This is a genomic window from Pseudomonas sp. DW-iso3 (assembly GCF_058725305.1).
Window position 1 is genome coordinate 44,264 of record NZ_JBZXDZ010000010.1, and the last position, 23,401, is coordinate 67,664.

19 protein-coding genes and 1 pseudogene are annotated in these 23,401 nt (G+C 62.1%); 11 read left to right on the plus strand and 9 right to left on the minus strand.

Annotated features, from left to right (window positions below; translation table 11 throughout):
• Positions 1 to 16 precede the first annotated feature (16 nt).
• Positions 17 to 2,533, plus strand: a complete 2,517-nt coding sequence (gene ptsP, locus AC4PS7_RS25925) for a phosphoenolpyruvate--protein phosphotransferase (protein WP_492179820.1) — start codon at positions 17 to 19, stop codon at positions 2,531 to 2,533.
• A 2-nt stretch (positions 2,534 to 2,535) separates the two neighbouring features.
• Positions 2,536 to 2,814 carry a PTS sugar transporter subunit IIB gene (locus AC4PS7_RS25930; protein WP_010207949.1) on the plus strand — a complete coding sequence of 93 codons (279 nt, stop codon included), beginning with the start codon at positions 2,536 to 2,538 and terminating at the stop codon, positions 2,812 to 2,814.
• Between the two features lie 136 nt (positions 2,815 to 2,950).
• Here AC4PS7_RS25930 and mltF read toward each other — a convergent pair whose 3' ends face one another.
• Entirely contained in the window at positions 2,951 to 4,411 is a 1,461-nt protein-coding gene (gene mltF, locus AC4PS7_RS25935; protein ID WP_010207950.1) for a membrane-bound lytic murein transglycosylase MltF, read from the minus strand.
• 287 nt (positions 4,412 to 4,698) lie between these two features.
• On the opposite strand from mltF, the gene purL reads away from it, so the two are divergent.
• The 4 genes and pseudogenes from purL to AC4PS7_RS25955 all read left to right on the plus strand — a co-directional run bounded on the left by purL (position 4,699) and on the right by AC4PS7_RS25955 (position 9,749).
• Complete coding sequence (purL, locus tag AC4PS7_RS25940) at positions 4,699 to 8,595, plus strand: phosphoribosylformylglycinamidine synthase (protein ID WP_044287830.1); 3,897 nt, start codon at positions 4,699 to 4,701, stop codon at positions 8,593 to 8,595.
• A gap of 4 nt (positions 8,596 to 8,599) precedes the next feature.
• A complete protein-coding gene (locus AC4PS7_RS25945; protein ID WP_098467328.1) occupies positions 8,600 to 8,911 on the plus strand; it encodes a YqfO family protein in 312 nt (103 codons plus the stop codon).
• Between the two features lie 258 nt (positions 8,912 to 9,169).
• Positions 9,170 to 9,447 (plus strand): annotated as a pseudogene (locus AC4PS7_RS25950) (type II toxin-antitoxin system RelE/ParE family toxin).
• Positions 9,448 to 9,461: 14 nt separating this feature from the next.
• Positions 9,462 to 9,749: a HigA family addiction module antitoxin gene (locus AC4PS7_RS25955; protein ID WP_010207958.1), complete on the plus strand. Its 288-nt coding sequence runs from the start codon at positions 9,462 to 9,464 to the stop codon at positions 9,747 to 9,749.
• 71 nt (positions 9,750 to 9,820) lie between these two features.
• Here the strand turns inward: AC4PS7_RS25955 and nagE are convergent, their stop codons facing one another.
• The 7 genes from nagE to AC4PS7_RS25990 all read right to left on the minus strand — a co-directional run bounded on the left by nagE (position 9,821) and on the right by AC4PS7_RS25990 (position 18,326).
• Positions 9,821 to 11,527, minus strand: a complete 1,707-nt coding sequence (gene nagE, locus AC4PS7_RS25960; RefSeq protein ID WP_154974725.1) for an N-acetylglucosamine-specific PTS transporter subunit IIBC — start codon at positions 11,525 to 11,527, stop codon at positions 9,821 to 9,823.
• A 27-nt stretch (positions 11,528 to 11,554) separates the two neighbouring features.
• The gene (gene ptsP, locus AC4PS7_RS25965) at positions 11,555 to 14,065 is read right to left on the minus strand and encodes a phosphoenolpyruvate--protein phosphotransferase (RefSeq protein WP_492179836.1); all 2,511 of its coding nucleotides are present in this window, start codon (positions 14,063 to 14,065) and stop codon (positions 11,555 to 11,557) included.
• Between the two features lie 29 nt (positions 14,066 to 14,094).
• Entirely contained in the window at positions 14,095 to 15,117 is a 1,023-nt protein-coding gene (locus AC4PS7_RS25970; protein WP_029529045.1) for an SIS domain-containing protein, read from the minus strand.
• Positions 15,098 to 16,204, minus strand: a complete 1,107-nt coding sequence (gene nagA, locus AC4PS7_RS25975) for an N-acetylglucosamine-6-phosphate deacetylase (protein ID WP_010207962.1) — start codon at positions 16,202 to 16,204, stop codon at positions 15,098 to 15,100. Before nagA ends, AC4PS7_RS25970 begins: the two co-directional genes overlap by 20 nt.
• Before the next feature lie 10 nt (positions 16,205 to 16,214).
• Positions 16,215 to 16,973 (minus strand): GntR family transcriptional regulator, encoded by a 759-nt coding sequence (locus AC4PS7_RS25980; protein WP_010207963.1) that lies wholly within the window; start codon positions 16,971 to 16,973, stop codon positions 16,215 to 16,217.
• A gap of 263 nt (positions 16,974 to 17,236) precedes the next feature.
• On the minus strand, positions 17,237 to 17,740 hold the full coding sequence (locus AC4PS7_RS25985; RefSeq protein WP_047542936.1) for a L,D-transpeptidase family protein: 504 nt from the start codon (positions 17,738 to 17,740) through the stop codon (positions 17,237 to 17,239).
• A 37-nt stretch (positions 17,741 to 17,777) separates the two neighbouring features.
• Complete coding sequence (locus tag AC4PS7_RS25990) at positions 17,778 to 18,326, minus strand: NUDIX hydrolase (RefSeq protein WP_154974728.1); 549 nt, start codon at positions 18,324 to 18,326, stop codon at positions 17,778 to 17,780.
• 149 nt (positions 18,327 to 18,475) lie between these two features.
• Here AC4PS7_RS25990 and AC4PS7_RS25995 point away from each other — a divergent pair, with 149 nt between their 5' ends.
• The 5 genes from AC4PS7_RS25995 (at position 18,476) to purT (ending at position 21,713) form a co-directional block, all read left to right on the plus strand.
• Positions 18,476 to 19,078 carry a CoA pyrophosphatase gene (locus AC4PS7_RS25995; RefSeq protein WP_010207970.1) on the plus strand — a complete coding sequence of 201 codons (603 nt, stop codon included), beginning with the start codon at positions 18,476 to 18,478 and terminating at the stop codon, positions 19,076 to 19,078.
• A 36-nt stretch (positions 19,079 to 19,114) separates the two neighbouring features.
• Entirely contained in the window at positions 19,115 to 19,639 is a 525-nt protein-coding gene (locus tag AC4PS7_RS26000) for a gamma carbonic anhydrase family protein (RefSeq protein ID WP_010207972.1), read from the plus strand.
• On the plus strand, positions 19,636 to 19,854 hold the full coding sequence (locus AC4PS7_RS26005; protein WP_010207973.1) for a DUF1289 domain-containing protein: 219 nt from the start codon (positions 19,636 to 19,638) through the stop codon (positions 19,852 to 19,854). Before AC4PS7_RS26000 ends, AC4PS7_RS26005 begins: the two co-directional genes overlap by 4 nt.
• Before the next feature lie 140 nt (positions 19,855 to 19,994).
• Complete coding sequence (locus AC4PS7_RS26010; RefSeq protein ID WP_010207975.1) at positions 19,995 to 20,462, plus strand: VUT family protein; 468 nt, start codon at positions 19,995 to 19,997, stop codon at positions 20,460 to 20,462.
• A 69-nt stretch (positions 20,463 to 20,531) separates the two neighbouring features.
• Positions 20,532 to 21,713, plus strand: coding sequence for a formate-dependent phosphoribosylglycinamide formyltransferase (gene purT, locus AC4PS7_RS26015; protein WP_010207976.1), 1,182 nt, complete (start codon positions 20,532 to 20,534; stop codon positions 21,711 to 21,713).
• A 104-nt stretch (positions 21,714 to 21,817) separates the two neighbouring features.
• Here the strand turns inward: purT and AC4PS7_RS26020 are convergent, their stop codons facing one another.
• Entirely contained in the window at positions 21,818 to 23,131 is a 1,314-nt protein-coding gene (locus AC4PS7_RS26020) for an MFS transporter (protein WP_010207979.1), read from the minus strand.
• Positions 23,132 to 23,401 lie beyond the last annotated feature (270 nt).

Consider the following 23,401-nt stretch of genomic DNA (forward strand, 5'->3'; position numbering starts at 1 on the left):
AACAGCAGGTGAAGTCATGACCACAACTCAACCCCTGGAATTGCTGGCGCCCTTATCGGGTGTGCTGCTGGCGCTGGACAAAGTGCCTGATCCGGTTTTTTCCAGCCGCCTGATCGGCGATGGCCTGTGCATCGACCCTACGTCACAGACGCTTTGCGCGCCGCTGGCCGGGGTGATCAGCAATATCCAGGACAGTGGGCATGCGGTCAGTATCACTGACGACAACGGCGTCCAGGTGTTGATGCATATCGGCCTGGACACCGTGAACCTCGCGGGCCAAGGCTTCACCCGGCTGGTGCAGGAAGGCCAGCGGGTGGAGGCCGGGCAGCCGCTGATCGAATTCGATGCCGACTACGTGGCGCTCAATGCACGCAGTTTGCTGACCTTGATGCTGGTGGTCAGCGGCGAGCCATTCAGCCTGTTGGCAGACGGCCTGGTGGAAACGGGCCAGCCGCTGTTGCAGTTATCCCCAAGTGGAGCCGTCGAAGCAGTGGACGAGGAGGAGGGCGATGCGCTGTTCTCCAAGCCGCTGACCTTGCCCAACGCCAACGGTCTGCACGCGCGCCCGGCAGCGGTGTTCGCCCAGGCGGCGAAGGGGTTCAACGCAAGCATTTACCTGCACAAGCAAACCCAGAGCGCCAACGCTAAATCGCTGGTGGCGATCATGGCGTTGCAAACCGTGCAGGGCGATACCTTGCAAGTGAGCGCGGCGGGGGAGGACGCCGAGGCGGCGATCAAGGCGTTGGTGGCCTTGTTGGCTGAAGGGTGTGGCGAGGCGGTGGTGAACGTTGCCGAGCCGGTCGCGACGCAGTCGTCGGCGACCTTGCTGCGGGGCGTGTGTGCATCGCCGGGCTCGGCGTTTGGGCAAGTCGTTCAAGTGACTGATCCGGAGCTGGTCATCACGGAGCAAGGCACCGGCGGAGCAACGGAACGTGCTGCTTTGACGCGTGGCCTGCTCGCCGCCAATGAAGCGTTGCAGGTGTTGCAGGACAAGGCTGCCGGCAGCGCCCAGGCAGAGATTTTTCGCGCACATCAGGAGCTGCTCGAAGACCCGACCTTACTGGAACACGCCCACCGCCTGCTGGGGGAAGGCAAGAGTGCCGCCTTTGCCTGGAACAGTGCAACGCTCGCCACCGTCACGCTCTTCCAGGGGTTGGGCAATGCACTGATCGCCGAGCGTGCGGCAGACCTGGCGGACGTCGGCCAGCGCGTGCTGAAACTGATCCTGGGTATTCAGGACAGTGCCTGGGATTTGCCGGAGCGCGCGATCCTGATCGCCGAGCAACTGACGCCTTCGCAGACGGCCAGCCTGGATACACGCAAGGTGCTGGGTTTTGTCACTGTCGCGGGTGGCGCGACCAGCCACGTCGCGATCCTCGCCCGCGCCCTGGGCCTGCCGGCTATTTGCGGTGTTCCGGCCCAGGTGTTGGCGTTGGCCAATGGCAAGCAGGTGCTGCTCGACGCCGACAAAGGTGAGCTGCACCTCGACCCGAACCTGGCCGAGATCGAACAGTTGGAGGCCGCCCGCAAACACCAGGTGCTGCGCCATCAGCGCGACGTGGCGCAGGCATCTCTACCGGCCACCACCCGCGACGGGCATCACGTCGAAGTGACCGCCAACGTGGCCTCGTTGCAGGAAGTCGAGCACGCCCTGACCCTCGGCGGCGAAGGTGTTGGCCTGTTGCGTTCGGAGTTTCTCTACCTGGACCGCAACCGCGCGCCAAGCCCCGAGGAACAAGCCGGCACCTACACCGCGATCGCCCGTGCCCTGGGCACCGAGCGCAACCTGGTGGTGCGCACCCTCGACGTCGGTGGCGACAAACCTTTGGTCTATGTGCCGATGGACGCCGAGACCAACCCCTTTCTCGGCCTGCGCGGTATCCGTTTATGCCTGGAGCGTCCGCAACTGCTGCGCGAACAATTCCGCGCGATCCTCGCCAGTGCCGGTTTTGCGCGGCTGCACATCATGTTGCCGATGGTCAGCCTGCTGTCGGAGCTGCACCTGGCACGCAAGATCCTGGAGGAGGAAGCGCTGGCACTGGGGCTCACTGAGTTGCCGAAGCTGGGCATCATGATTGAAGTGCCCTCGGCGGCGCTGATGGCGGACGTGTTCGCGCCCCATGTGGATTTCTTCTCCATCGGCACCAACGACCTGACCCAATACACCCTGGCCATGGACCGCGACCACCCGCGCCTGGCCAACCAGGCCGACAGCTTCCACCCGGCGGTGTTGCGCCTGATCGCCACCACGGTCAAGGCCGCCCATGCCCACGGCAAGTGGGTAGGCGTATGCGGCGCATTGGCCTCCGAAGCGCTGGCCGTGCCGGTGTTGATCGGGCTGGGCGTCGACGAGTTGTCAGTCAGCGTGCCGTTGATCCCCACCATCAAGGCCACTGTGCGCGAGCTGGATCTGGCTGACTGCCAGATCATCGCCCGCCAGGTGTTGGGCTTGGAAGAAGCCGCCGAAGTGCGTGAGGCCCTGCGCCAATATCACGCGGCTACTGTTGAATCCTCACCTGTCGTGGAGCACTGAGCATGTTCGAGAAATTACAGAGGGCATTCTGGAAAGCCCTGACGCCGGATTTGATTGCCGAGACCGTCACTGCGCCGAAGCAAAGTCTGTTGTCGGCCGAGGTGCTGAACGCGTTGGGTGGGGCGGATAACCTCAAGTCGCAGCAGCGCGTGGCGCTGACGCGGGTGAGGGTGCAGTTGCAGGATGTGGCGAAGATGGATGCTGCGGCGTTAAAGGCTGCGGGTGTTCCGGGGGGTATGGTGTTGGCAGATGGGGTGGTGCATCTGATCACCGGCCTCTAAGCCTAGTGGAGATCCAAATGTGGGAGCGGGCTTGCTCGCGAATGCGGTGTATCAGTCAGCCTGTGTAGCGACTGACTCACCGCTTTCGCGAGCAAGCCCGCTCCCACATTAGTCTTAGGGTGTTTGGGAGTGCGTCTTACAACTGCGGGTTATCTTCCGGCGGCTTGGTCTTATCCACACCCGGCACGTGCAGGTTGCCCTCAACCACCTGGTTACCCTCTAACTGTGGCTGCGTCACCCAGGTAAGAATGTCGTAATACCGCCGGATGTTCGCCACAAAATGCACCGGCTCACCGCCGCGCGCATAACCGTAGCGGGTCTTGCTGTACCACTGCTTCTGCGACAGGCGCGGCAGCATCTTCTTCACGTCCAGCCACTTGTTCGGGTTCAAGCCTTCGCGCTTGGCCAGCGTGCGGGCATCTTCCAGGTGGCCGGTGCCGACGTTGTAGGCGGCAAGGGCGAACCAGGTGCGATCCGGTTCGGCAATGCTGTCGTCCAGCTCGTCCTTGATCTTGGCCAGGTACTTGGCGCCGCCCATAATGCTTTGCTTGGGGTCCAGGCGGTTGGACACGCCCATCGCCTGGGCGGTGTTCTGGGTCAGCATCATCAAACCGCGTACGCCGGTCTTGGAGGTGACGGCCGGCTGCCACAGCGATTCCTGATAACCGATGGCGGCCAGCAGGCGCCAATCGACCTTTTCTGCCTTGGCATAGGCGCGGAAGTGTTTCTCGTATTTGGGCAAGCGCTGCTGCAGATGCTGGGCGAAGGTGTAGGCACCCACATAGCCGAGAACATCGACGTGCCCGTAGTAGCGGTCTTTCAGACGCTGCAACGTGCCGTTCTTTTCGACTTTATCCAGGTAGCTGTTGATTTCGTTGAGCAGGCTGTTGTCTTCCCCCGCGGCCACGGCCCAGCTCTGGTTGCTGGCGTTGCCCAGGTCGAACGCCACGCGCACGTTGGGGAAGTACACCTGGTTCATCGCCACTTCGTTGGAGTCCACCAGGGTCAGGTCGATTTGCCCTTCGTCCACCATGCGCAACAGGTCGACGACTTCAACGGCGTCGGATTCTTCGTATTCAATCGCAGGGTTCTGTTTTTTAAGCTCTGCCAGTTGTTCGGCGTGGGTGCTGCCCTTGAGCACCATGATCTTCTTGCCCACCAGGTCTGCCGCGTTGGTCGGGCGCGACTGGCCGTTGCGGTAGATGATCTGCGGGGTGACTTCCAGGTAGGGGTGGGAGAAACGTACCTGGGTCTGGCGCTGTTCGCTGCTGACCAGGCCGGCCGCCGCGAGAACCGGGCCATTGGGTTTGCCCAGTTGGCCGAACAGGTCGTCGAGGTTGTCGGCGGTCTCAATCTCCAGTTTCACGCCCAGGTCATCGGCGAAGCGCTTGACCAGTTCGTATTCGAAACCGGTTTCACCGTTGCGGTCCTGGAAATAGGTCGCCGGACTGTTCCGGGTGACCACCCGCAATACGCCATCCTCCTTGATTCGCTCGAGCGTGCTGGGTTTATCAACACAGGCGCTGAGCATCAGGAAGAGTCCGGTGGCGATGAGCCATTTGGCGCATCGCGGGCGCAAAGCAGTTGGGGAGAACATCTGCGCAGTATACGCAAACGGCCCACGGCGCCATATCTCGACAGCGCGGGTCTTGTCTGCTAGCGCCGGCAAAACTGTGCTGCAGCCCGCAGAAACGGGGCTTGGCGAGGGATTGTGACGGTTAAAATAACTGCGCCGAATGCCCGGCCTGGCCCCTCGAAAGGGGTGTAATCCAGCCAACTGACGTCCGGCAGCAGCCACCGGTAGCGTTTCGGGTGCCGTTGGCGGCGGTTTACGCTAGAATGCACGGCCTCAAAGCACACCCCCTTCCCGAGGCTGTCCCGAAGATGTTGATCCTGCGCGGCGCTCCTGCCCTTTCTGCCTTTCGCCACAGCAAACTCCTTGAGCAACTGAGCCAAAAGGTTCCAGCTGTTACAGGCCTGTACGCTGAATTTGCTCACTTCGCCGACGTTACCGGCGTATTGACCGCCGACGAACAGCAAGTGCTGGCACGCCTTCTGAAGTACGGCCCAAGCGTTCCGGTTCAAGAGCCTAACGGCCGCTTGTTCCTGGTTCTGCCGCGGTTCGGCACCATCTCGCCCTGGTCGAGCAAGGCCAGCGACATCGCCCGCAACTGCGGCCTGGAGAAAGTCCAGCGCCTGGAGCGGGGTATCGCTTTCTACGTCGCCGGCCAATTCAGCGATGCCGAAGCCGAGCTGATCGCCAGCAGCCTGCACGACCGCATGACCCAGATCATCGTCAGCCAGCTGGAACAGGCTGGCGGTCTGTTCAGCCACGCCGAGCCCAAGCCGCTGACCGCGATTGACGTGCTTGGCGGTGGCCGCGCCGCCCTCGAGAAGGCCAACACCGAGCTGGGCCTGGCCCTGGCCGAAGACGAGATCGACTACCTGGTCAACGCCTTCAACGGCTTGAAGCGCAACCCACACGACATCGAACTGATGATGTTCGCCCAGGCCAACTCCGAGCACTGCCGTCACAAGATCTTCAACGCCAGTTGGGACATCGACGGCGAAAGCCAGGAAAAAAGCCTGTTCGGCATGATCAAGAACACCTACGTGATGCACAGCGAAGGCGTTCTGTCGGCTTATAAGGACAACGCTTCGGTGATCGTCGGCTCCGTCGCCGGCCGTTTCTTCCCGGACCCTGAGACCCGCCAATACGGCGCGGTGCAGGAGCCGGTGCACATCCTCATGAAGGTTGAAACCCACAACCACCCGACCGCAATTGCTCCGTTCCCGGGTGCAGCCACCGGTTCCGGCGGCGAGATCCGCGACGAAGGTGCCACCGGCCGTGGCGCCAAGCCGAAAGCTGGCCTGACCGGTTTCACCGTGTCCAACCTGCAGATCCCAGGCTTCGAACAGCCATGGGAAGTGCCGTACGGCAAGCCCGAGCGCATCGTCACCGCGCTGGACATCATGATCGAAGGCCCGCTGGGCGGTGCTGCGTTCAACAACGAATTCGGCCGTCCTGCCCTGACGGGTTATTTCCGTACCTTCGAACAATCGATCACCACCCCACGTGGCGATGAAGTGCGCGGTTACCACAAGCCAATCATGTTGGCTGGCGGCATGGGCAACATCCGTGAAGAACACGTCAAGAAAGGCGAGATCCTGGTCGGCTCCAAGCTGATCGTCCTCGGCGGCCCGGCGATGCTGATCGGCCTGGGCGGCGGCGCGGCTTCCTCCATGGCCACGGGTACCAGCTCGGCGGACCTGGACTTCGCTTCCGTACAGCGCGAAAACCCAGAAATGGAGCGCCGCTGCCAGGAAGTCATCGACCGTTGCTGGCAGTTGGGTGACAAGAACCCGATCAGCTTCATCCACGACGTCGGTGCCGGTGGTTTGTCCAACGCCTTCCCGGAACTGGTCAACGATGGCGACCGGGGTGGCCGTTTCGAACTGCGCAACATTCCAAACGACGAGCCGGGCATGGCCCCGCACGAAATCTGGAGCAACGAATCCCAGGAGCGTTACGTTCTGGCGGTTGGTGCAGAAGACTTCGCGCGCTTCCAGGCCATCTGCGAGCGCGAGCGCTGCCCGTTCGCCGTGGTCGGCGAAGCCACTGCTGAGCCGCAGCTGACTGTGACGGATAGCCACTTCGGCAACAGCCCAGTGGACATGCCGCTCGAAGTGCTGCTGGGCAAAGCCCCGCGCATGCACCGTTCTGCGGTTCGTGAAGCCGAGCTGGGCGATGATTTCGACCCAAGCCAACTGGAACTGGCCGACAGCATCGAACGCGTGCTGCACCACCCGGCTGTGGCGAGCAAAAGCTTCCTGATCACCATTGGCGATCGCACCATCACCGGCCTGGTGGCCCGTGACCAAATGGTTGGCCCTTGGCAGGTTCCGGTGGCTGACGTTGCCGTCACCGCCACCAGCTTCGACGTTTACACCGGTGAAGCCATGGCCATGGGCGAGCGTACGCCGCTGGCCCTGCTCGACGCTCCGGCGTCGGGCCGCATGGCCATTGGTGAAACCCTCACCAACATCGCGGCTTCGCGCATCGGTAAATTGTCCGACATCAAACTGTCGGCCAACTGGATGTCCGCTGCCGGTCACCCAGGTGAAGACGCGCGCCTCTACGACACCGTCAAGGCTGTCGGCATGGAGCTGTGCCCTGAGCTGGGTATCACCATTCCGGTGGGCAAGGACTCCATGTCCATGGCCACCCGTTGGAACGAAGACGGCGTCGACAAGACGGTCACTTCGCCGCTGTCGCTGATCGTCACCGGTTTCGCACCGGTCACCGACATCCGTCAGACCCTGACCCCGCAATTGCGCATGGACAAGGGCACCACCGATCTGATCCTGATCGACCTGGGCCGTGGCCAGAACCGCATGGGCGCGTCGATCCTGGCACAGACCCATGGCAAGCTCGGCAAGCAGGCACCGGACGTCGATGACGCCGAAGACCTGAAAGCCTTCTTCGCCGTGATCCAGGGCCTGAATGCCGACGGTCACCTGTTGGCTTACCACGACCGTTCCGATGGCGGCTTGCTGACCAGCGTTGTCGAGATGGCCTTCGCCGGTCACTGCGGCCTGAACATCGTGCTCGACAGCGTTGCCGAGGATGCCTCCGAAATCAACGGTATCCTGTTCAACGAAGAGTTGGGCGCCGTGATCCAGGTTCGCCAGGACGCTACCCCGGACGTCCTCGCCCAATTCAGCGCCGCTGGCCTGGATGACTGCGTGGCGGTGATCGGCCAGCCGATCAACAACGGCGAGATCAACATCTCGTTCAATGGCGACACCGTGTTTGCCGGCCAGCGCCGCTTGCTGCAACGCCAGTGGGCCGAGACCAGCTACCAGATCCAACGCCTGCGTGATAACGCCGACTGCGCCGAGCAGGAATTCGACGTGATCCTGGAAGAAGATAACCCGGGCCTGAGCACCAAGCTCAGCTTCGACGTCAACCAGGACATCGCCGCGCCTTACATCAAGAAAGGCATTCGTCCACAGGTTGCCGTACTGCGTGAGCAGGGCGTCAACGGCCAGGTGGAAATGGCGGCCGCGTTCGACCGCGCCGGCTTCAATGCGATCGACGTGCACATGAGCGACATCCTCGCCGGTCGCGTTGACCTCAATGCGTTCAAAGGCCTGGTGGCCTGCGGTGGTTTCTCCTACGGCGACGTGCTGGGTGCCGGCGAAGGCTGGGCCAAGTCGGCCCTGTTCAACAGCCGTGCCCGCGACGCGTTCCAGGGCTTCTTCGAGCGCAACGACAGCTTCACCCTGGGTGTGTGCAACGGTTGCCAGATGATGTCCAACCTCAGCGAACTGATCCCGGGCAGCGAGTTCTGGCCGCACTTTGTGCGCAATCGGTCCGAGCAGTTCGAAGCCCGTGTCGCCATGGTGCAGGTGCAGGAGTCCAACTCGATCTTCCTGCAAGGCATGGCCGGTTCGCGCATGCCAATCGCCATCGCCCACGGCGAAGGCCATGCCGAGTTCGCCAGCGAAGAAGCACTGCTCGAAGCTGACTTGTCCGGCACCGTGGCCCTGCGCTTCGTCGACAACCACGGCAAGGTCACCGAGACCTACCCGGCCAACCCGAACGGCTCGCCGCGCGGGATCACCGGCCTTACCAGCCGCGACGGTCGCGTGACCATCATGATGCCGCACCCGGAGCGTGTATTCCGCGCTGTGCAGAACTCGTGGCGTCCGGAAGAGTGGAACGAAGACGGCGCCTGGATGCGCATGTTCCGCAACGCCCGCGTGTGGGTGAACTAAGGCCGTGTACAAGCTCAGCTTCTTCGTGCCCGACAGCCATGTGGAGACAGTGAAAACCGCCGTCTTCGCCGCTGGCGGCGGGCGCATCGGCAGCTACGACAGCTGCGCCTGGCAAGTGCTGGGCCAGGGCCAATTCCGCGCATTAGACGGCAGCCAGCCGTTTATCGGGCAGGTCGGCCAGGTTGAAGTGGTTGAAGAATGGAAGGTTGAGCTGGTGGTGGCGGATGAGTTGATCGTGGCTGTCGTGGCGGCGCTCAAACTAAGCCACCCGTATGAAACACCGGCTTATGAAGTGTGGCAGTTGGCGGATTTTTGATTCGCACGCTGCATAAACAAGAAACCCGCTGGGCCAGTTTGGCCGGCGGGTTTTTTGTTGGCTGTGAGGGCCTATTCGACGTGCTCGCGAAGACGTCCGCTCAGACACTTTCCTACAAACCGTTCAGGTTGTCCCTCGGCACCCATCTCCCTAGCCTCCCTGCTTTGCATTGTCTCAGTGGTGGAATGTTATGAGTCTGACGACCAGAACTGATATGCGGCTATTGCATGGCGTGATGTATCACATCACAGTCGCGCCATGATCGTTAGTTGGAAACATAAAGGCCTTCGCATCTTTATGAAACGGGCTCAACGAAAGGGATCAATGCCAACCACGTGCATCGCTTGCGCCGTGTCTTGCTGATTTTAGATAGCGCGACTCATTGGGGCGATCTGGAACTGCCAGGTGGGCGCTTCCATCGCTTGAAGGGGGATCTTGTCGACTACTGGTCAGTGAGCATCAGTGGTAACTGGCGCATCATTTTTCGCATGTATGACGATCAAGTCGAGCAGGTCGACTATCTGGATTACCACTGAGAAGGGGTCTGTTTATGGGTATGCACAATCCTCCTCACCCAGGGGAAATACTGCTTGAGGATGTCATTCCCGGGCTGGGGATGACGATCACTGAGGTGGCTCGACGCCTGGGTTTCGCGAGGGAAACCTTTTCAAGAATTCTTCATGGGCATGCGCCTGTTAGCCCTGATCTCGCTGTACGGCTTGAGCGCGCAGGCATCAGCAAGGCCCAGATGTGGCTTTCAATGCAGAGCAGTTATGACCTGTGGCAGGCGGAGCATAGAGAACAGCCTGTTATTGAGCGGTTTGCTCGGATTGAGTAACCGAGATTAAAGAACCCGGCGTTAGCCGGGTTTTCGTTGCTCGCGAAGAGGCCTTTTCAAACGATGAAGCTTTAAGCGCTCGCCCCGATCTGCTGAGCACCGACCAACCGCTCAAGTGCCTCACCCAATCCTGTGGCCTTGTCACCAATCAACAGGTGCCAAACACCGGTTTCCAGCTGGCTCACACCTTGGCAACCCAGTGCGGTGAGATCAGCTTCAGACAACCCCGAATCATCCCCCAACTCCACCCGCAACCGGGTCATCGCCACCGCTTCCAGCTGGCGCACATTCCCTCGGCCACCCAGCGCATTCAGCCATTTCTCGGCCTCCTGAACATTCACTGCAACTGGCTTTTCCACAGGCGCAACCACTACAGGCGCTGCTGCAACAAACCCTGGCATCGCCAAGCGAATCTCATCAGCAATACTGTCCGCCATCGGCCCGACCACCACCTGCAAGCTGCCGCCGTTACCTGGTCGAACGACCGCCATGGCACCCAGCGCTTTCAGCTCCGCGTCCACCGCCTTATTGCGATCCACCATGTCCAACCGTAGGCGCGTGGTGCAGGCGCCGACGCTCAGCAGATTCTCCGCACCACCCAGCGCCTGAATGTAAGCCGTGGCCCGCTGGTTATCACTCATCGCTTCAGCCTGGACCACCTGGGTATCTTCCCGGCCCGGTGTCTTCAGGTTGAAACGACGGATGCAGTAGTTGAACACGCTGTAGTAGATCAGCGCATAGGCCAGGCCGACCGGGAACACCAGCCAGCCATTGGTGGACTTGCCCCAACCCAGCACCATGTCGATAAACCCACCGGAGAAGGTAAACCCGAGGTGGATATTCAGCATGTTGGTGACCGCCATCGACAGGCCCGTCAGCACCGCGTGGATCAGGTACAGGAACGGTGCGAGGAACATGAACGCAAATTCAATCGGCTCGGTCACCCCGGTCAAGAACGAGGTCAACGCCATGGACAGGAAAATCCCGCCCATCACTTTACGGCGCTCGGGCAAGGCGTTGCGGTACATCGCCAGGCACGCGGCGGGCAGGCCGAACAGCATCACCGGGAACATGCCGGTCATGAATTGGCCGCCTTTGGGGTCGCCGGCGAAGTAGCGGGTCAGGTCGCCGGTCACTACCGCGCCGGTCACTGGGTCTGTGAAGCTGCCGAATACAAACCAGGCCATATTGTTGAGGATATGGTGCAGCCCGGTAACGATCAGCAGGCGGTTGAACACGCCAAACACAAAGGCGCCCAGGCTGCCGCTTTCCATCAGCAACACGCCAAAGCTATTGATGCCGTGCTGGATCGGCGGCCAGATCAAACCAAAGATCACGCCCAGCCCAACTGCCGAAAAGCCGGTGACAATCGGCACAAACCGTCGCCCGCCAAAGAACGCCAGATACTCCGGCAGCTTGATGTCCTTGAAGCGGTTGTACAGCCCACCCGCCATCAGGCCGCTGGCGATACCGGCGAGCATCCCCATGTTGATGGACGTGTCCATGACCTTGAGCGTGGAGACCATCACCAGGTAACCAATCGCACCGGCCAAACCGGCCGTGCCGTTGTTGTCACGGGCAAAACCCACCGCGATGCCGATGGCGAAGATCAGCGCCAGGTTGGCGAAGATCGCCTGCCCCGCGTCGTGCATCACCGCGATGTTCAAAAGATCGGTGTCGCCCAGGCGCAGCAGGAGGCCGGCGATCGGCAGGATCGCGATCGGCAGCATCAGTGCACGGCCCAGGCGTTGCAGGCCTTCGATGAAATGTTGGTACATGGCGAGACTCCTTTTTTCTTGTTGTTGTCAGCTCAGCGGCCAGTGGTGTTGACAGGCTTGGCGAACGGCCTTGGCATTGCTCAGGTCGAGCAGGCCTTGGCTCAGTTGCCGGCATTGCGCCGCGTCCAGGTGGCGGACGCGGTCCTTGATTTCTGCGATCTGCGGCGGGCTCACCGACAGCTCGCTGACCCCCAGTCCCACCAATACCGGCGTAGCCAACGGGTCGGAGGCGAGGGCGCCACATACGCCGACCCAACGCCCGTGTTTCGTCGCGCCTGCACAGGTCTGAGCGATCAGCCGCAGCAGCGCCGGGTGCAGGGCATCGACCCGAGCGGCGAGGCCGGCGTGGTCGCGGTCCATGGCCAGGGTGTACTGGGACAGGTCATTGGTGCCGATGGACAGGAAGTCCGCATGCTTGGCCAAGTGTTCGGCCATCAGCGCAGCGGCGGGCACTTCGATCATCACCCCCAGTTCGGGGCGCTGGGTCAGCTCCAACTCCACGCACAGCTCATCCAGGCGCTGGCGGATCTGCAGCAGCTCATCCACTTCGCTGACCATCGGCAATAGAATGCGGCAACGCTCCAGTGGAGACACTTGCAGCAGTGCGCGCAGTTGCTGGTCTAGCAGCTCCGGGCGCACCTGGGCCATGCGGATACCGCGCAGGCCCAGCACCGGGTTGGCCTCGACCGGCAGCGGCAGGTAGTCGAGTTGCTTGTCGCCGCCCACGTCGATGGTGCGGATGATCACTGACTTGTCGCCCATGGCATCCAGCACGGCTTGGTAGGCGTGACGTTGTTCCTGCTCATCCGGTGCGGTGCGGCGGTCGACGAAGAGAAACTCGGTGCGCAGCAGGCCGACCCCATCGGCACCGTTTTCAAACGCCACCTGGGCTTCGGCGCTGGAGGCGACATTCGCGGCGACCTCGATACTCACGCCATCCGTTGTGCGCGCCGGCTCCTGGGCTTGGGCCTGTTGCTGCTGGCGCCGCAGTTTCTGCGCGTCGCGAATCTGGTGCACTTCGGCGTGACGCGCTTCGGTGGGCTCCAATTCCAGACGGCCGTTGACGGCGTCGAGTACCACGCGTTGGCCTTGGGGCACGTCGAGAACTTCGGCGCCCAACGCCACCACACAGGGCAAGCCTTTACCGCGGGCCAGAATCGCCACGTGGGATGTGGCGCCGCCTTCGGCCATGCAAATGCCGACGGCGTGTTGCGCACTCAGTTGCAGCAGGTCAGACGGGGTCAGTTCATGGGCGCTGACAATCGATCCGGCGGGCAATTCGAAATGCCAGGCTTCACCGAGCAGCGCGCGCAATACGCGTTGCTGCAAATCCCGCAGATCGTTGGCACGTTCGGCAAACAGTGGTTTGCCCAGGGCCAGCAACACCGCGCATTGCGCCTGGATTGCATCGCGCCAGGCATGGGTGGCTGCGCTGCCTTGTTCAATTGAACGGGTCGCGGCTTCCAGCAGATTGGGGTCTTCCAACAGAGCGAGGTGGGCGGCGAAGATGTCCTCTTCCTCGACGTTCTTGCGCTGGCGGGCATGCGCCAGAGTACTGCGAATTTCGCTGCGTACTTGCTCCAGGGCGGTGTCCAGGTGTTGCAGTTGTTCGTCGGCAGAGTGGTTGCCGACGTCTGCCGGCAATTCGATGCCGGTCAGGCGGAACAACGGCCCGCAGACCAGGCCCGGCGCAGCACACACACCTTGCAGCACGCCGGCTTCGGTATGCGCTCGGCGTGGGGGGGCAACGACAGGGACGTGGTGTTCTTCCTTGATGACGGCTGACAACGCCGCGACCAATGCCTGCAATGCGGCTTCGGCGTCTTTGCCGCGACAGGTCACGCGTACTTCGTCCCCTTCGCCAATACCCAGGCCCATCAAGCCGATCAGGCTGTCACAGGACGCCGATTTATCACCGAAATGCAGCTGTGCCTGGCTGCTGAAGTCCTGGGCGGTCTTGCGAATCAACGCTGCCGGACGCGCGTGCAAACCGCCACGATGCGTGATGCGTACGCTGGCGCTGACGTCAGCTTCCGAGTTATCCACAGCGGTTTGAACCGCTGCCGCCGAACGCGCCACGATCTGCAACAACGGCTCGCCGACCTTGACCTTTTGCCCGGCCACCGCACGCAATTCAAAGCGCTCGCCATTGGTCAGGATGATCAGGCTGACCAGGCTCTTGCACTGACGCGCAATGCGGTCCAGGTCAAACTGCACCAACGCCTGGCCCTTGCTCACCCGCGCGCCGTCCTTGACCAGCAAGGCAAAGCCTTCGCTATTCAGTTCCACCGTGTCGATGCCCACATGCATCAGCACCTCGGCACCGTTCTCGGCGCGAATCGTCAGGGCGTGCCCGGTGCGGGCGACATGGATGATCACGCCGTCACAGGGCGCGTACAGGCAATCGTTCAAGGGGTCGATAGCAATACCATCGCCCATCGCGCCGCTGGCGAACACTTCGTCGGGAACGTTGCCCAGGGTCAGCACTGGCCCGCTTAACGGTGCGCTGAGGGTCAATTCATTATTGTTGTAGGACATGGGCACGGTACTCATCAGGAAAACGCCACTCAGTGAGTGCGGGTAACTTTGCTGAGGTGGCGCGGCTGGTCAGGGTCCATGCCCCGAGCGACCGCCAGGCCTGCAGCCATGATGTAGAAACTCTGAATCGCCAGGATCGGGTCCAGGGTCGGGTGTTCGGCGCGGCTCAGGGTCAGGTCGCGCTCGGCGATATCATCCGGTGCGGCGAGCAGCACGCGGGCGCCGCGTTGACGCATGTCGGCGGCCAGGCTCAGCAGGCCGGCTTGCTCGGCGCCGCGCGGGGCGAAGACCAGCAGGGGGTAGTTGTCGCCAATCAGGGCCATCGGGCCGTGACGCACTTCGGCGCTGCTGAAGGCTTCGGCCTGGATCGCCGAGGTTTCCTTGAGCTTGAGTGCGGCTTCCTGGGCAATGGCAAAACCGGCGCCACGGCCGATGACCATCAGTTGCTGGCAGTCGCGCAGGGCCTCGATGGCAACCGTCCAATCCTGCTTGGCAGCGGCACGCAGGTCATCGGGCAGGGCGCGGCACGCTTGCAGCAACTCGGTTTCCTGATTCCAGTGGCCGATCAACTGCGCGCTGGCGCTGAGGGTGGCGATAAAGCTTTTGGTGGCGGCCACGCTCTGTTCCGGCCCGGCGCACAGCGGCACATGGAATTCGCAGGCGGCTTCCAGCGGCGAGTCTTCGGCGTTGACCAGCGAAATGCTCAGGGCACCGCGCTTGCGCAGCAGGCGCAGGCTGTTGACCAGGTCCGGGCTCTGGCCCGACTGGGAGAAGCCAAACGCGACTTGGCCGCTGACTTTCATCGGCGCTTGCAACAAGGTCACCACCGACATCGGCAACGACGCCACCGGAATGCCTACATGCTGCATGGCCAGGTAGGCGAAGTAACTCGCGGCGTGGTCCGAGCTGCCACGGGCGATGGTCATCGCCACTTGCGGCGGCTGGCGGCGCAGGCGGCCGGCGACTTCTTCCAGCAGCGGGTCCAGGCGTTGCAGTTGAGCGGCGACGGCGTCGCAGGAGGCCAGGGCCTCTTCAAGCATTTTTGAAGTCAATGGTTTCTCCTTCGACCATTACGTCGGTGAGTGTCAGGGAGCGGTCCAAGCGCACGCAGTCGGCAAAGCTGCCGGGTTGCAGGCGGCCGCGTTCTTCCAGGCCCAGGTAGTCCGCAGGAAATTGCGACAGGCGTTGTGAGGCTTCGCTGATGGGCAGGCCGATTTTCACCAGGTTGCGCAGCGCCTGGTCCATGGTCAGGGTGCTGCCGGCCAGGGTGCCGTCGGCCAGGCGTACGCCGCCCAGGCATTTGGTCACGGTGTGGCTGCCCAGCTTGTATTCGCCGTCGGGCATGCCGGCGGCGGCAGTGGAGTCGGTGACGCAGTACAGGCACGGGATCGAGCGCAGGGCCACACGCATGGCACCGGGGTGAACGTGGAGCAGATCCGGGATCAGTTCGGCAAATTTGGCATGAGCCAGGGCGGCGCCGACGATGCCCGGTTCGCGGTGATGCAACGGGCTCATCGCGTTATACAAATGGGTAAAGCTGGTGGCGCCGGCGGCGAGGGCGGCGACGCCTTCTTCGTAGCTGCCCAGGGTGTGGCCGATCTGCATGCGCACGCCGCGTTCGCTGAGGGCGCGGATCAGACCGTCATGGCCGGCGATCTCCGGCGCGATGGTGATCACGCGGATCGGTGCCAGGCGCAGGTAGGCTTCGACTTCGGCCATCAGTGCGGTGTGGGCGAAGTTAGGTTGGGCGCCGAGTTTTCCGGGATTGATGTAGGGCCCTTCCAGGTGTACGCCGAGTACACGGGCGCTGCCTGCAGGGCGCCGCTCGCAGAACGTGCCGAGCTGACCGAGCACGCGGGAGATTTCCTCCACCGGTGCGGTCATGGTGGTGGCCAGCAACGACGTGGTGCCAAAGCGCACGTGGGTGCGGGTGATGGTTTCGAAAGCCGCGCCGCCTTCCATGATGTCTGCGCCGCCACCGCCATGCACGTGCAGGTCGATAAAGCCCGGCAGCAGGTAGGGCAAGTCGTTTTCAGCCGGGTCGCACGGTGTGCCTTCAATCGCAATCACCTTACCGTGCTCGTGCACCAGGCGGCCGCGAATCCAGCCGTCGGGCGTGAGGATGTTGTCTTCGGACATGGGCAGTTCTCTAAATTCGCAGTTCAGCGGAATAGTCGTGGCGGCGCAGTTCTGCGACGAAGTCGTAGTAGTCGTTGCGGCAGTAGGTGTCGGTGATTTCGATCGGCGTGTTGTCGGCGGTGTAGCCAACCCGGGTCATCAGCAGCATGGCGGTGCCGGGGGCGATGCCCACCAGGCGCGCGAACTCGTCCGAGGCGTTGATCGCCTGCACATGCTGCAAGGCGCGGACGATAGGTTTGCCGATGCTTTCAAAGTATTCGTACAACGAACTGCCCAGGGCTTGCGGCTGCGGCAGCACCGAGGCTGGGACGACGGTCATTTCGATCGCCATCACGGTGTCATCGGCTTTGCGCAGGCGCTTGAGTCGCGCCACTTTGTCGCTGGTCGACAGGCACAGGCGGATCAGTTCTTCGTGGGTCGGCGGGGTGATGTCGCGTTCCAGCCATTGCGAGCTGGGCACAAAGCCTTTGAGGCGCAACATCTCACTGAAGCCCGACAAGCGTGACAGCGGTTGTTCCAGGCGCGGCGTGATAAAGGTGCCGGAACCCTGGCTGCGGCGGATCAGGCCTTGGTCGAACAGCACTTCGAGGGCTTTGCGGGCGGTGACCCGGGAAATGCTCAGTTGCTCACTGAGAGCCCGTTCCGATGGCAGTGCCTGTTCGGACGTCCACTGGCCGGCATGGATCGCCGCTTCCAGCTTGCGCGCCAATTGCAGGTACAGCGGCGTGGATTGTTTGTCGTCGGGGCGCAGGCCCAGGATGGGATTCATCTGTCAGGTTTCCGATGCGGTTATTGGAGTGTTGTCGCCCGGTATTGGCCGGAAATTAATACCACTTAAATACCATGTCAATGCAGCCAAAACGGTGCAAACGCCGGTTTCAGGGCACTGCAATGGGGCTTGGTATCAAGTGGTATTAGAGAGGTCTATATCGCGCGCAGAACTGCACAGCCCGCGGGAGTGAACTGGTATTCACCCGCGGGTGCGGGGCAGGGCGGGAAATATTTTCGAATTATTTTACGAACGGTACGAGATTACGGACGAATCTCGATGAGGGTGCCGTCTTTGACCAGGTTCCACACTTCGCGCATGTCCACGTTGCGCATGCCGATGCAGCCGTCGGTCCAGTCCAGGGTGTGGAACCATTGTTCCGGGTAATCCTCGGTATCCGGCGTGCCGTGGATCATGATCATGCTGCCGGGGCTCACGCCTTCGCGGCGGGCACGGGCGGCGTCGCTGATGTTCGGGTAGGAGATGTGCATGGCGAGGTTGAAGCGGTCGCTGGTCTTGCGCCAGTCGATCCAGTAGAGGCCTTCCGGCGTGCGGCGATCACCCTCGATCAGCTTATGGCCCTTGGGGTTCTTGCCCAGGGAAATGCGGTAGGTCTTGAACGGCTTGCCGTCGTTGATCAGCTGCAATTGGTGGGCGGACTTGAGCACCAGGACTTTTTCGACAGGCTTGCCGCCCAGGGTTTGCACCGTGGAGGCTGGTGACAGGGTAGCGAACGACAGGCAGATAAGAGCAAGCAACCAACGCATTAAAACGGTATCCCCTTAAAGGCCATCTGCCGGAGTGTTATTGGGCGGGCTTGCCCAGCGGCGGCACGGCCTCGCTGCGCACCGGGTACGACTGAAGCCTGCGGTCAGCGAAAAAGCATTCTAGGGTACGCCCGACCGTGCGGAAAGCCAGCTCGGACCAAGGGATGTCGGCTTCGTCGAACAACTGCACTTCCAGGCTCTCGGGGCCGGCGGCAAACTTCAGGTCGAGCAGGTCGGCGCGGTAGAAGATATGCACCTGGTTGATATGTGGCACGTCGATCAGAGTGTAAATATTCATGTTGTGCACGCGGGCGCAGGCTTCTTCCAGGGTTTCGCGCATGGCGGCCTGTTCCACCGTCTCGCCGTTTTCCATGAAGCCGGCGGGCAGGGTCCAGTAGCCCAGGCGCGGTTCGATGGCGCGGCGGCACAGCAGCACTTTATCGCCCCACACTGGCACGGTGCCAGCGACGATATTGGGGTTCTGGTAGTGAATGGTCGAGCAGTGATCGCACACAAAGCGCAAGCGGCCGTCGCCTTCGGGGATGCGTTGGGTAACCGGTTTACCGCACTGGCTGCAGAAATTCATGCTGGGGTTCCTGGAAAGTGCGTCTATCTTGGCGTGACGGGCAGGGCGCTGCAACAAGTTGTCGTTTAGCGACACCACGCGGGTTTTGGGGTTGGGCGCCCGCGTGCTTTGGTGCATGATGCAAGGTAGCCAACAGACCGAGATGACTCATGCTGGACGAGCTACTTCGCCGGGTAACCAATCACACCCCCCACACGCTGGAAACCGATGGGCGTTTCCCCGAGGCCGCGGTGCTGGTGCCGATTACCCGCAGTGACGAACCTGAGCTGATCCTGACCCTGCGTGCCAGCGGCCTGTCGACCCACGGCGGTGAAGTGGCCTTTCCCGGCGGGCGCCGCGACCCCGAAGACCCGGACCTGATTTTCACCGCGCTACGTGAAGCCGAAGAAGAGATAGGCCTTCCACCCGGCCTTGTGGAGGTCATTGGCCCGTTGAGCCCGTTGATCTCCCTGCACGGTATTCGGGTTACGCCGTATGTCGGCGTCATCCCCGACTACGTCGAATACCTGGCCAACGATGCCGAGATCGCCGCCGTTTTCAGCGTGCCGTTGGACTTCTTCCGACAGGACCCGCGCGAACATACCCACAGGATCGATTACCAGGGACGTAGTTGGTACGTGCCCAGTTATCGGTTCGGCGAATACAAGATCTGGGGGCTGACGGCGATCATGATCGTAGAGTTGATCAATCTGCTCTATGACGACGCCCAGATCAGCCTGCACCAGCCCCCCAAGAGTTTCATCAACATCTAAGCCATCGCTTGAATGGCAATGCCGTGAGGAAACACCATGAAATACCGCCTGGGCGACGCCCGCGTCGAGACTCACCCTCAGAGCTGGGTGGCACCGAATGCCACGCTGGTGGGCAAGGTCAAGCTGGAGGAGGGCGCCAACGTCTGGTTCAACGCGGTGTTGCGTGGCGACAACGAACTGATCCTGATCGGTAAGAACAGCAACGTGCAGGATGGCAGTGTGATGCACACCGACATGGGCTACCCGCTGACCCTGGGCACCGGTGTGACCATCGGTCATAACGCGATGCTGCATGGTTGCACGGTGGATGATTACAGCCTGATCGGTATCAACGCGGTGATCCTCAACGGCGCCAAGATCGGCAAGCACTGCATCATCGGCGCCAATTCACTGATCGGCGAAGGCAAGGAAATCCCCGATGGTTCACTGGTGATGGGCTCGCCGGGCAAAGTGGTGCGTGAATTGACCGACGCGCAGAAACGCATGCTCGAAGCCAGCGCTGCGCACTATGTGCATAACTCTCAGCGTTATGCGCGGGATTTGGTAGAGCAGGAAGAATGAACCCGATTGAACGCCCCGTCGCCTCGCCGTGCGTGAGTATCTGCGCGTTGGACGATGACGATATTTGCACCGGCTGCCAGCGTACCGTAGATGAAATTACGCGCTGGAGCCGCATGGATAACGCCGAGCGCCGGGTCGTGTTGGGGTTGTGCCATGAGCGGGCGGTGGCGAGTGGATTGGTGTTTATGGCTTCCGGGAAATCTGGCGGCGGATAGACCGCTATCGCAGGCAAGCCAGCTCCCACATGAATGCATTCAAAATGTGGGAGCCGGCTTGCCTGCGATGAGGCCCTCCCAGACGACATATTTCTGAATGTGAAGTAACCTGTGGCCCTTGTTCACAGGTCCCTCGCCCCATGCTCTTCCTGATCGCCTACATCAGCAGCGTCGTGCTGATCAACTTTGCCTTTTCCACCGCCCCGCACCTGGACGTCATCTGGTCGGCCTGGGGTGGCCTGGTCTTCATCCTGCGCGACATGGTGCAAACCCGCTTCGGTCACGGAGCGATCATCGCCATGCTGGCGGCGTTGGTGCTGTCGTATGTCACGTCCGACCCGGCCATCGCCCTGGCCAGCGCCACGGCGTTTGCGGTATCCGAGTGCATCGACTGGCTCGTGTTCAGCATCACCAAACGCCCGCTGCACGATCGCCTGTGGATAAGTTCGGCGCTGAGCATTCCCCTCGACACCTTTATCTTCTTCGGCCTTATCGGCGCGCTCACGCCGGCAGTGGCGGGCACCGCGCTGGTGTCGAAGTTCGCCGGGGTCACGGTCGTGTGGCTGATCATGGCCTGGCGTATCCGCAAGCGGGCCGTCGTCAACTGAGGCCAATTCCTGCAGTTCATGTAAAATGCCGGCCTTTCTCCCAATGATCCGCTCCCCTGAGGACCTGAGATGACCCGAATCGGAACTCCATTGTCGCCAACCGCGACCCGCGTTTTGTTGTGTGGCTGCGGTGAGCTGGGCAAGGAAGTGGTAATCGAACTGCAACGCCTGGGCGTTGAAGTGATTGCCGTGGATCGCTACGCCAATGCGCCGGCCATGCAGGTTGCGCACCGTAGCCACGTGATCAACATGCTCGACGGCGCCGCCCTGCGTGCGGTGATCGAGGCCGAGAAGCCGCATTTCATCGTTCCGGAAATCGAAGCCATCGCCACTGCCACCCTGGTGGAACTGGAAGCCGAAGGCTTCACTGTGATTCCGACCGCGCGCGCGACCTCGCTGACCATGAACCGCGAAGGCATCCGCCGTCTTGCCGCCGAAGAGCTGGACCTGCCGACCTCGCCGTACCACTTCGCCGATACCTTCGAAGATTACAGCAAGGCCGTCCAGGACCTGGGCTTCCCGTGCGTGGTCAAGCCGGTGATGAGTTCGTCGGGCAAGGGCCAGAGCCTGCTGCGCAGCCCCGACGACGTGCAGAAAGCCTGGGATTACGCCCAGGAAGGTGGCCGTGCCGGTAAAGGCCGCGTGATCATCGAAGGCTTTATCGACTTCGACTACGAAATCACCCTGCTGACCGTGCGCCACATCGGCGGCACCACGTTCTGTGCGCCGGTGGGTCACCGTCAGGAGAAGGGCGACTATCAGGAATCCTGGCAGCCACAAGCCATGAGCCCGATTGCCCTGGCAGAATCCGAGCGCGTTGCCAAAGCCGTGACCGAGGCCCTGGGTGGTCGTGGCCTGTTTGGTGTGGAGTTGTTCATCAAGGGTGATCAGGTGTGGTTCAGCGAAGTTTCGCCGCGTCCGCATGACACCGGTTTGGTGACCTTGATTTCTCAGGACCTGTCGCAGTTTGCGCTGCATGCGCGCGCCATTCTGGGCTTGCCGATCCCGTTGATCCGTCAGTTCGGGCCGTCGGCCTCGGCGGTGATCCTGGTGGAAGGGCAGTCGACCCAGACGGCGTTCGCCAACCTGGGCGCTGCGCTGAGCGAGCCGGACACGGCGTTGCGTCTGTTTGGCAAACCGGAAGTGAATGGGCAGCGTCGGATGGGTGTGGCGTTGGCGCGGGATGAGTCGATTGAAGCGGCTCGGGCGAAGGCGACCCGTGCTTCGAAGGCGGTTGTTGTAGAGCTGTAACCGCGTCGCGCCCTTCGCGAGCAAGCCCGCTCCACATTCGATCGCATTGCCAAGTCTGGCACTGATCACAATGTGGGCGCGGGCTTGCTCGCGAAAGCGGTCTATCAGGCAACCTTGTTCAAATCGTTATCCCGCGTCTCTTTCAGGCACAGCACAGCAATCAAGCTGAGCAACGCTGCCGCCGATACATACCCACCGACATAACTCAGCCCACCCATCGCCACCAGCTTGGTCGCGAAGAACGGTGCGGCCGACGCGCCCACGATCCCACCCAGGTTATACGCCGCCGAAGCACCGGTATAACGCACACGGGTCGGGAACAGTTCCGGCAGCATGGCGCCCATCGGCGCGAAGGTCACGCCCATCAGGAACAGCTCCAAGGCCAGGAACAAAGCCACCGCCCAAGTCGAACCGTGAGTCAGCAGCGGCTCCATGGTGAAGCCCGACAGGATTGCCAGGAGCGCGCCGACGATGAGCACCGGCTTGCGTCCGAAACGGTCACTGGCCAAGGCTGCCAACGGCGTCGCCAGGCCCATGAACAAGACTGCAAAGCACAACAGGCCGAGGAAGGTCTCACGGCTGTAGCCCAAGGTGGAGACGCCATAACTCAGGGAAAACGCAGTGGTGATGTAGAACAGTGCATAACACACCACCATCGACGCAGCGCCCAGCAACACCGGCAGCCAATGCTGGCTGAACAATTCCACCAGCGGCACCTTGACCGGGGCTTCCTTGGCGACGGCGTTGGCGAACACCGGCGTCTCATGCAGCTTCAGCCGCGCGTACAGGCCAACCATCACCAGCGCAGCGCTGAGGATGAACGGGATGCGCCAGCCCCAACTGCGGAACTGTTCGTCGCTCAGGCTCATGGCCAGGATCAGGAACAAGCCGTTGGCTGCCAGAAAGCCGATCGATGGGCCCAGTTGCGGAAACATGCCGAACCAGGCGCGTTTGCCCTTGGGCGCGTTCTCGGTCGCCAGCAGCGCCGCGCCGCCCCATTCACCGCCCAAGCCCAGGCCCTGGCCGAAGCGCAGCACACACAGCAGGATCGGCGCCCAGGCCCCGATGCTGTCATAGCCGGGCAGCAAGCCAATCAGCGTCGTACAGACGCCCATCAGCAGCAGCGAGGCCACCAGGGTCGATTTACGCCCGATGCGGTCGCCAAAGTGGCCGAACAGTGCCGAGCCCAGCGGACGGGCGATGAAGGCGATACCGAAGGTCAGGAACGACGCCAGCATCTGCGCGGTACCGGAGGTCTGCGGGAAGAACACCGGCCCGATCACCAGCGCAGCTGCCGTGGCGTAGATATAGAAGTCGTAGAACTCGATAGCGGTGCCGACGATGCTCGCCGTGGCGACCCGTGCGGTCGAGTTGGTCGGGGCGGCGGCGGGCGCGGCCTCGTTGTAGGTGGTGCTCATGGTAGTGTCCCTGATGGTCATTGCGCGTTTGGACGCGGATTATTATTGGTCGATCACCCATGGATCAGGGTTGTGCGCGGGAAGGCTCGGGATGGGAGCGAACGCCGGTCAGACACGATAAAGCGGTGCTTGGACACGCGGGGTGCGGGTAGCACGCGGTCAGGCGCGGCTCTGGTAAGCCGCCCCGATTATAGGAAGGGGGTTGAACATACAACAAGGGGGGCTGGCGAGGATCTACGGTTTGGAGTGGGGTGTATGTGGGAGCTGGCT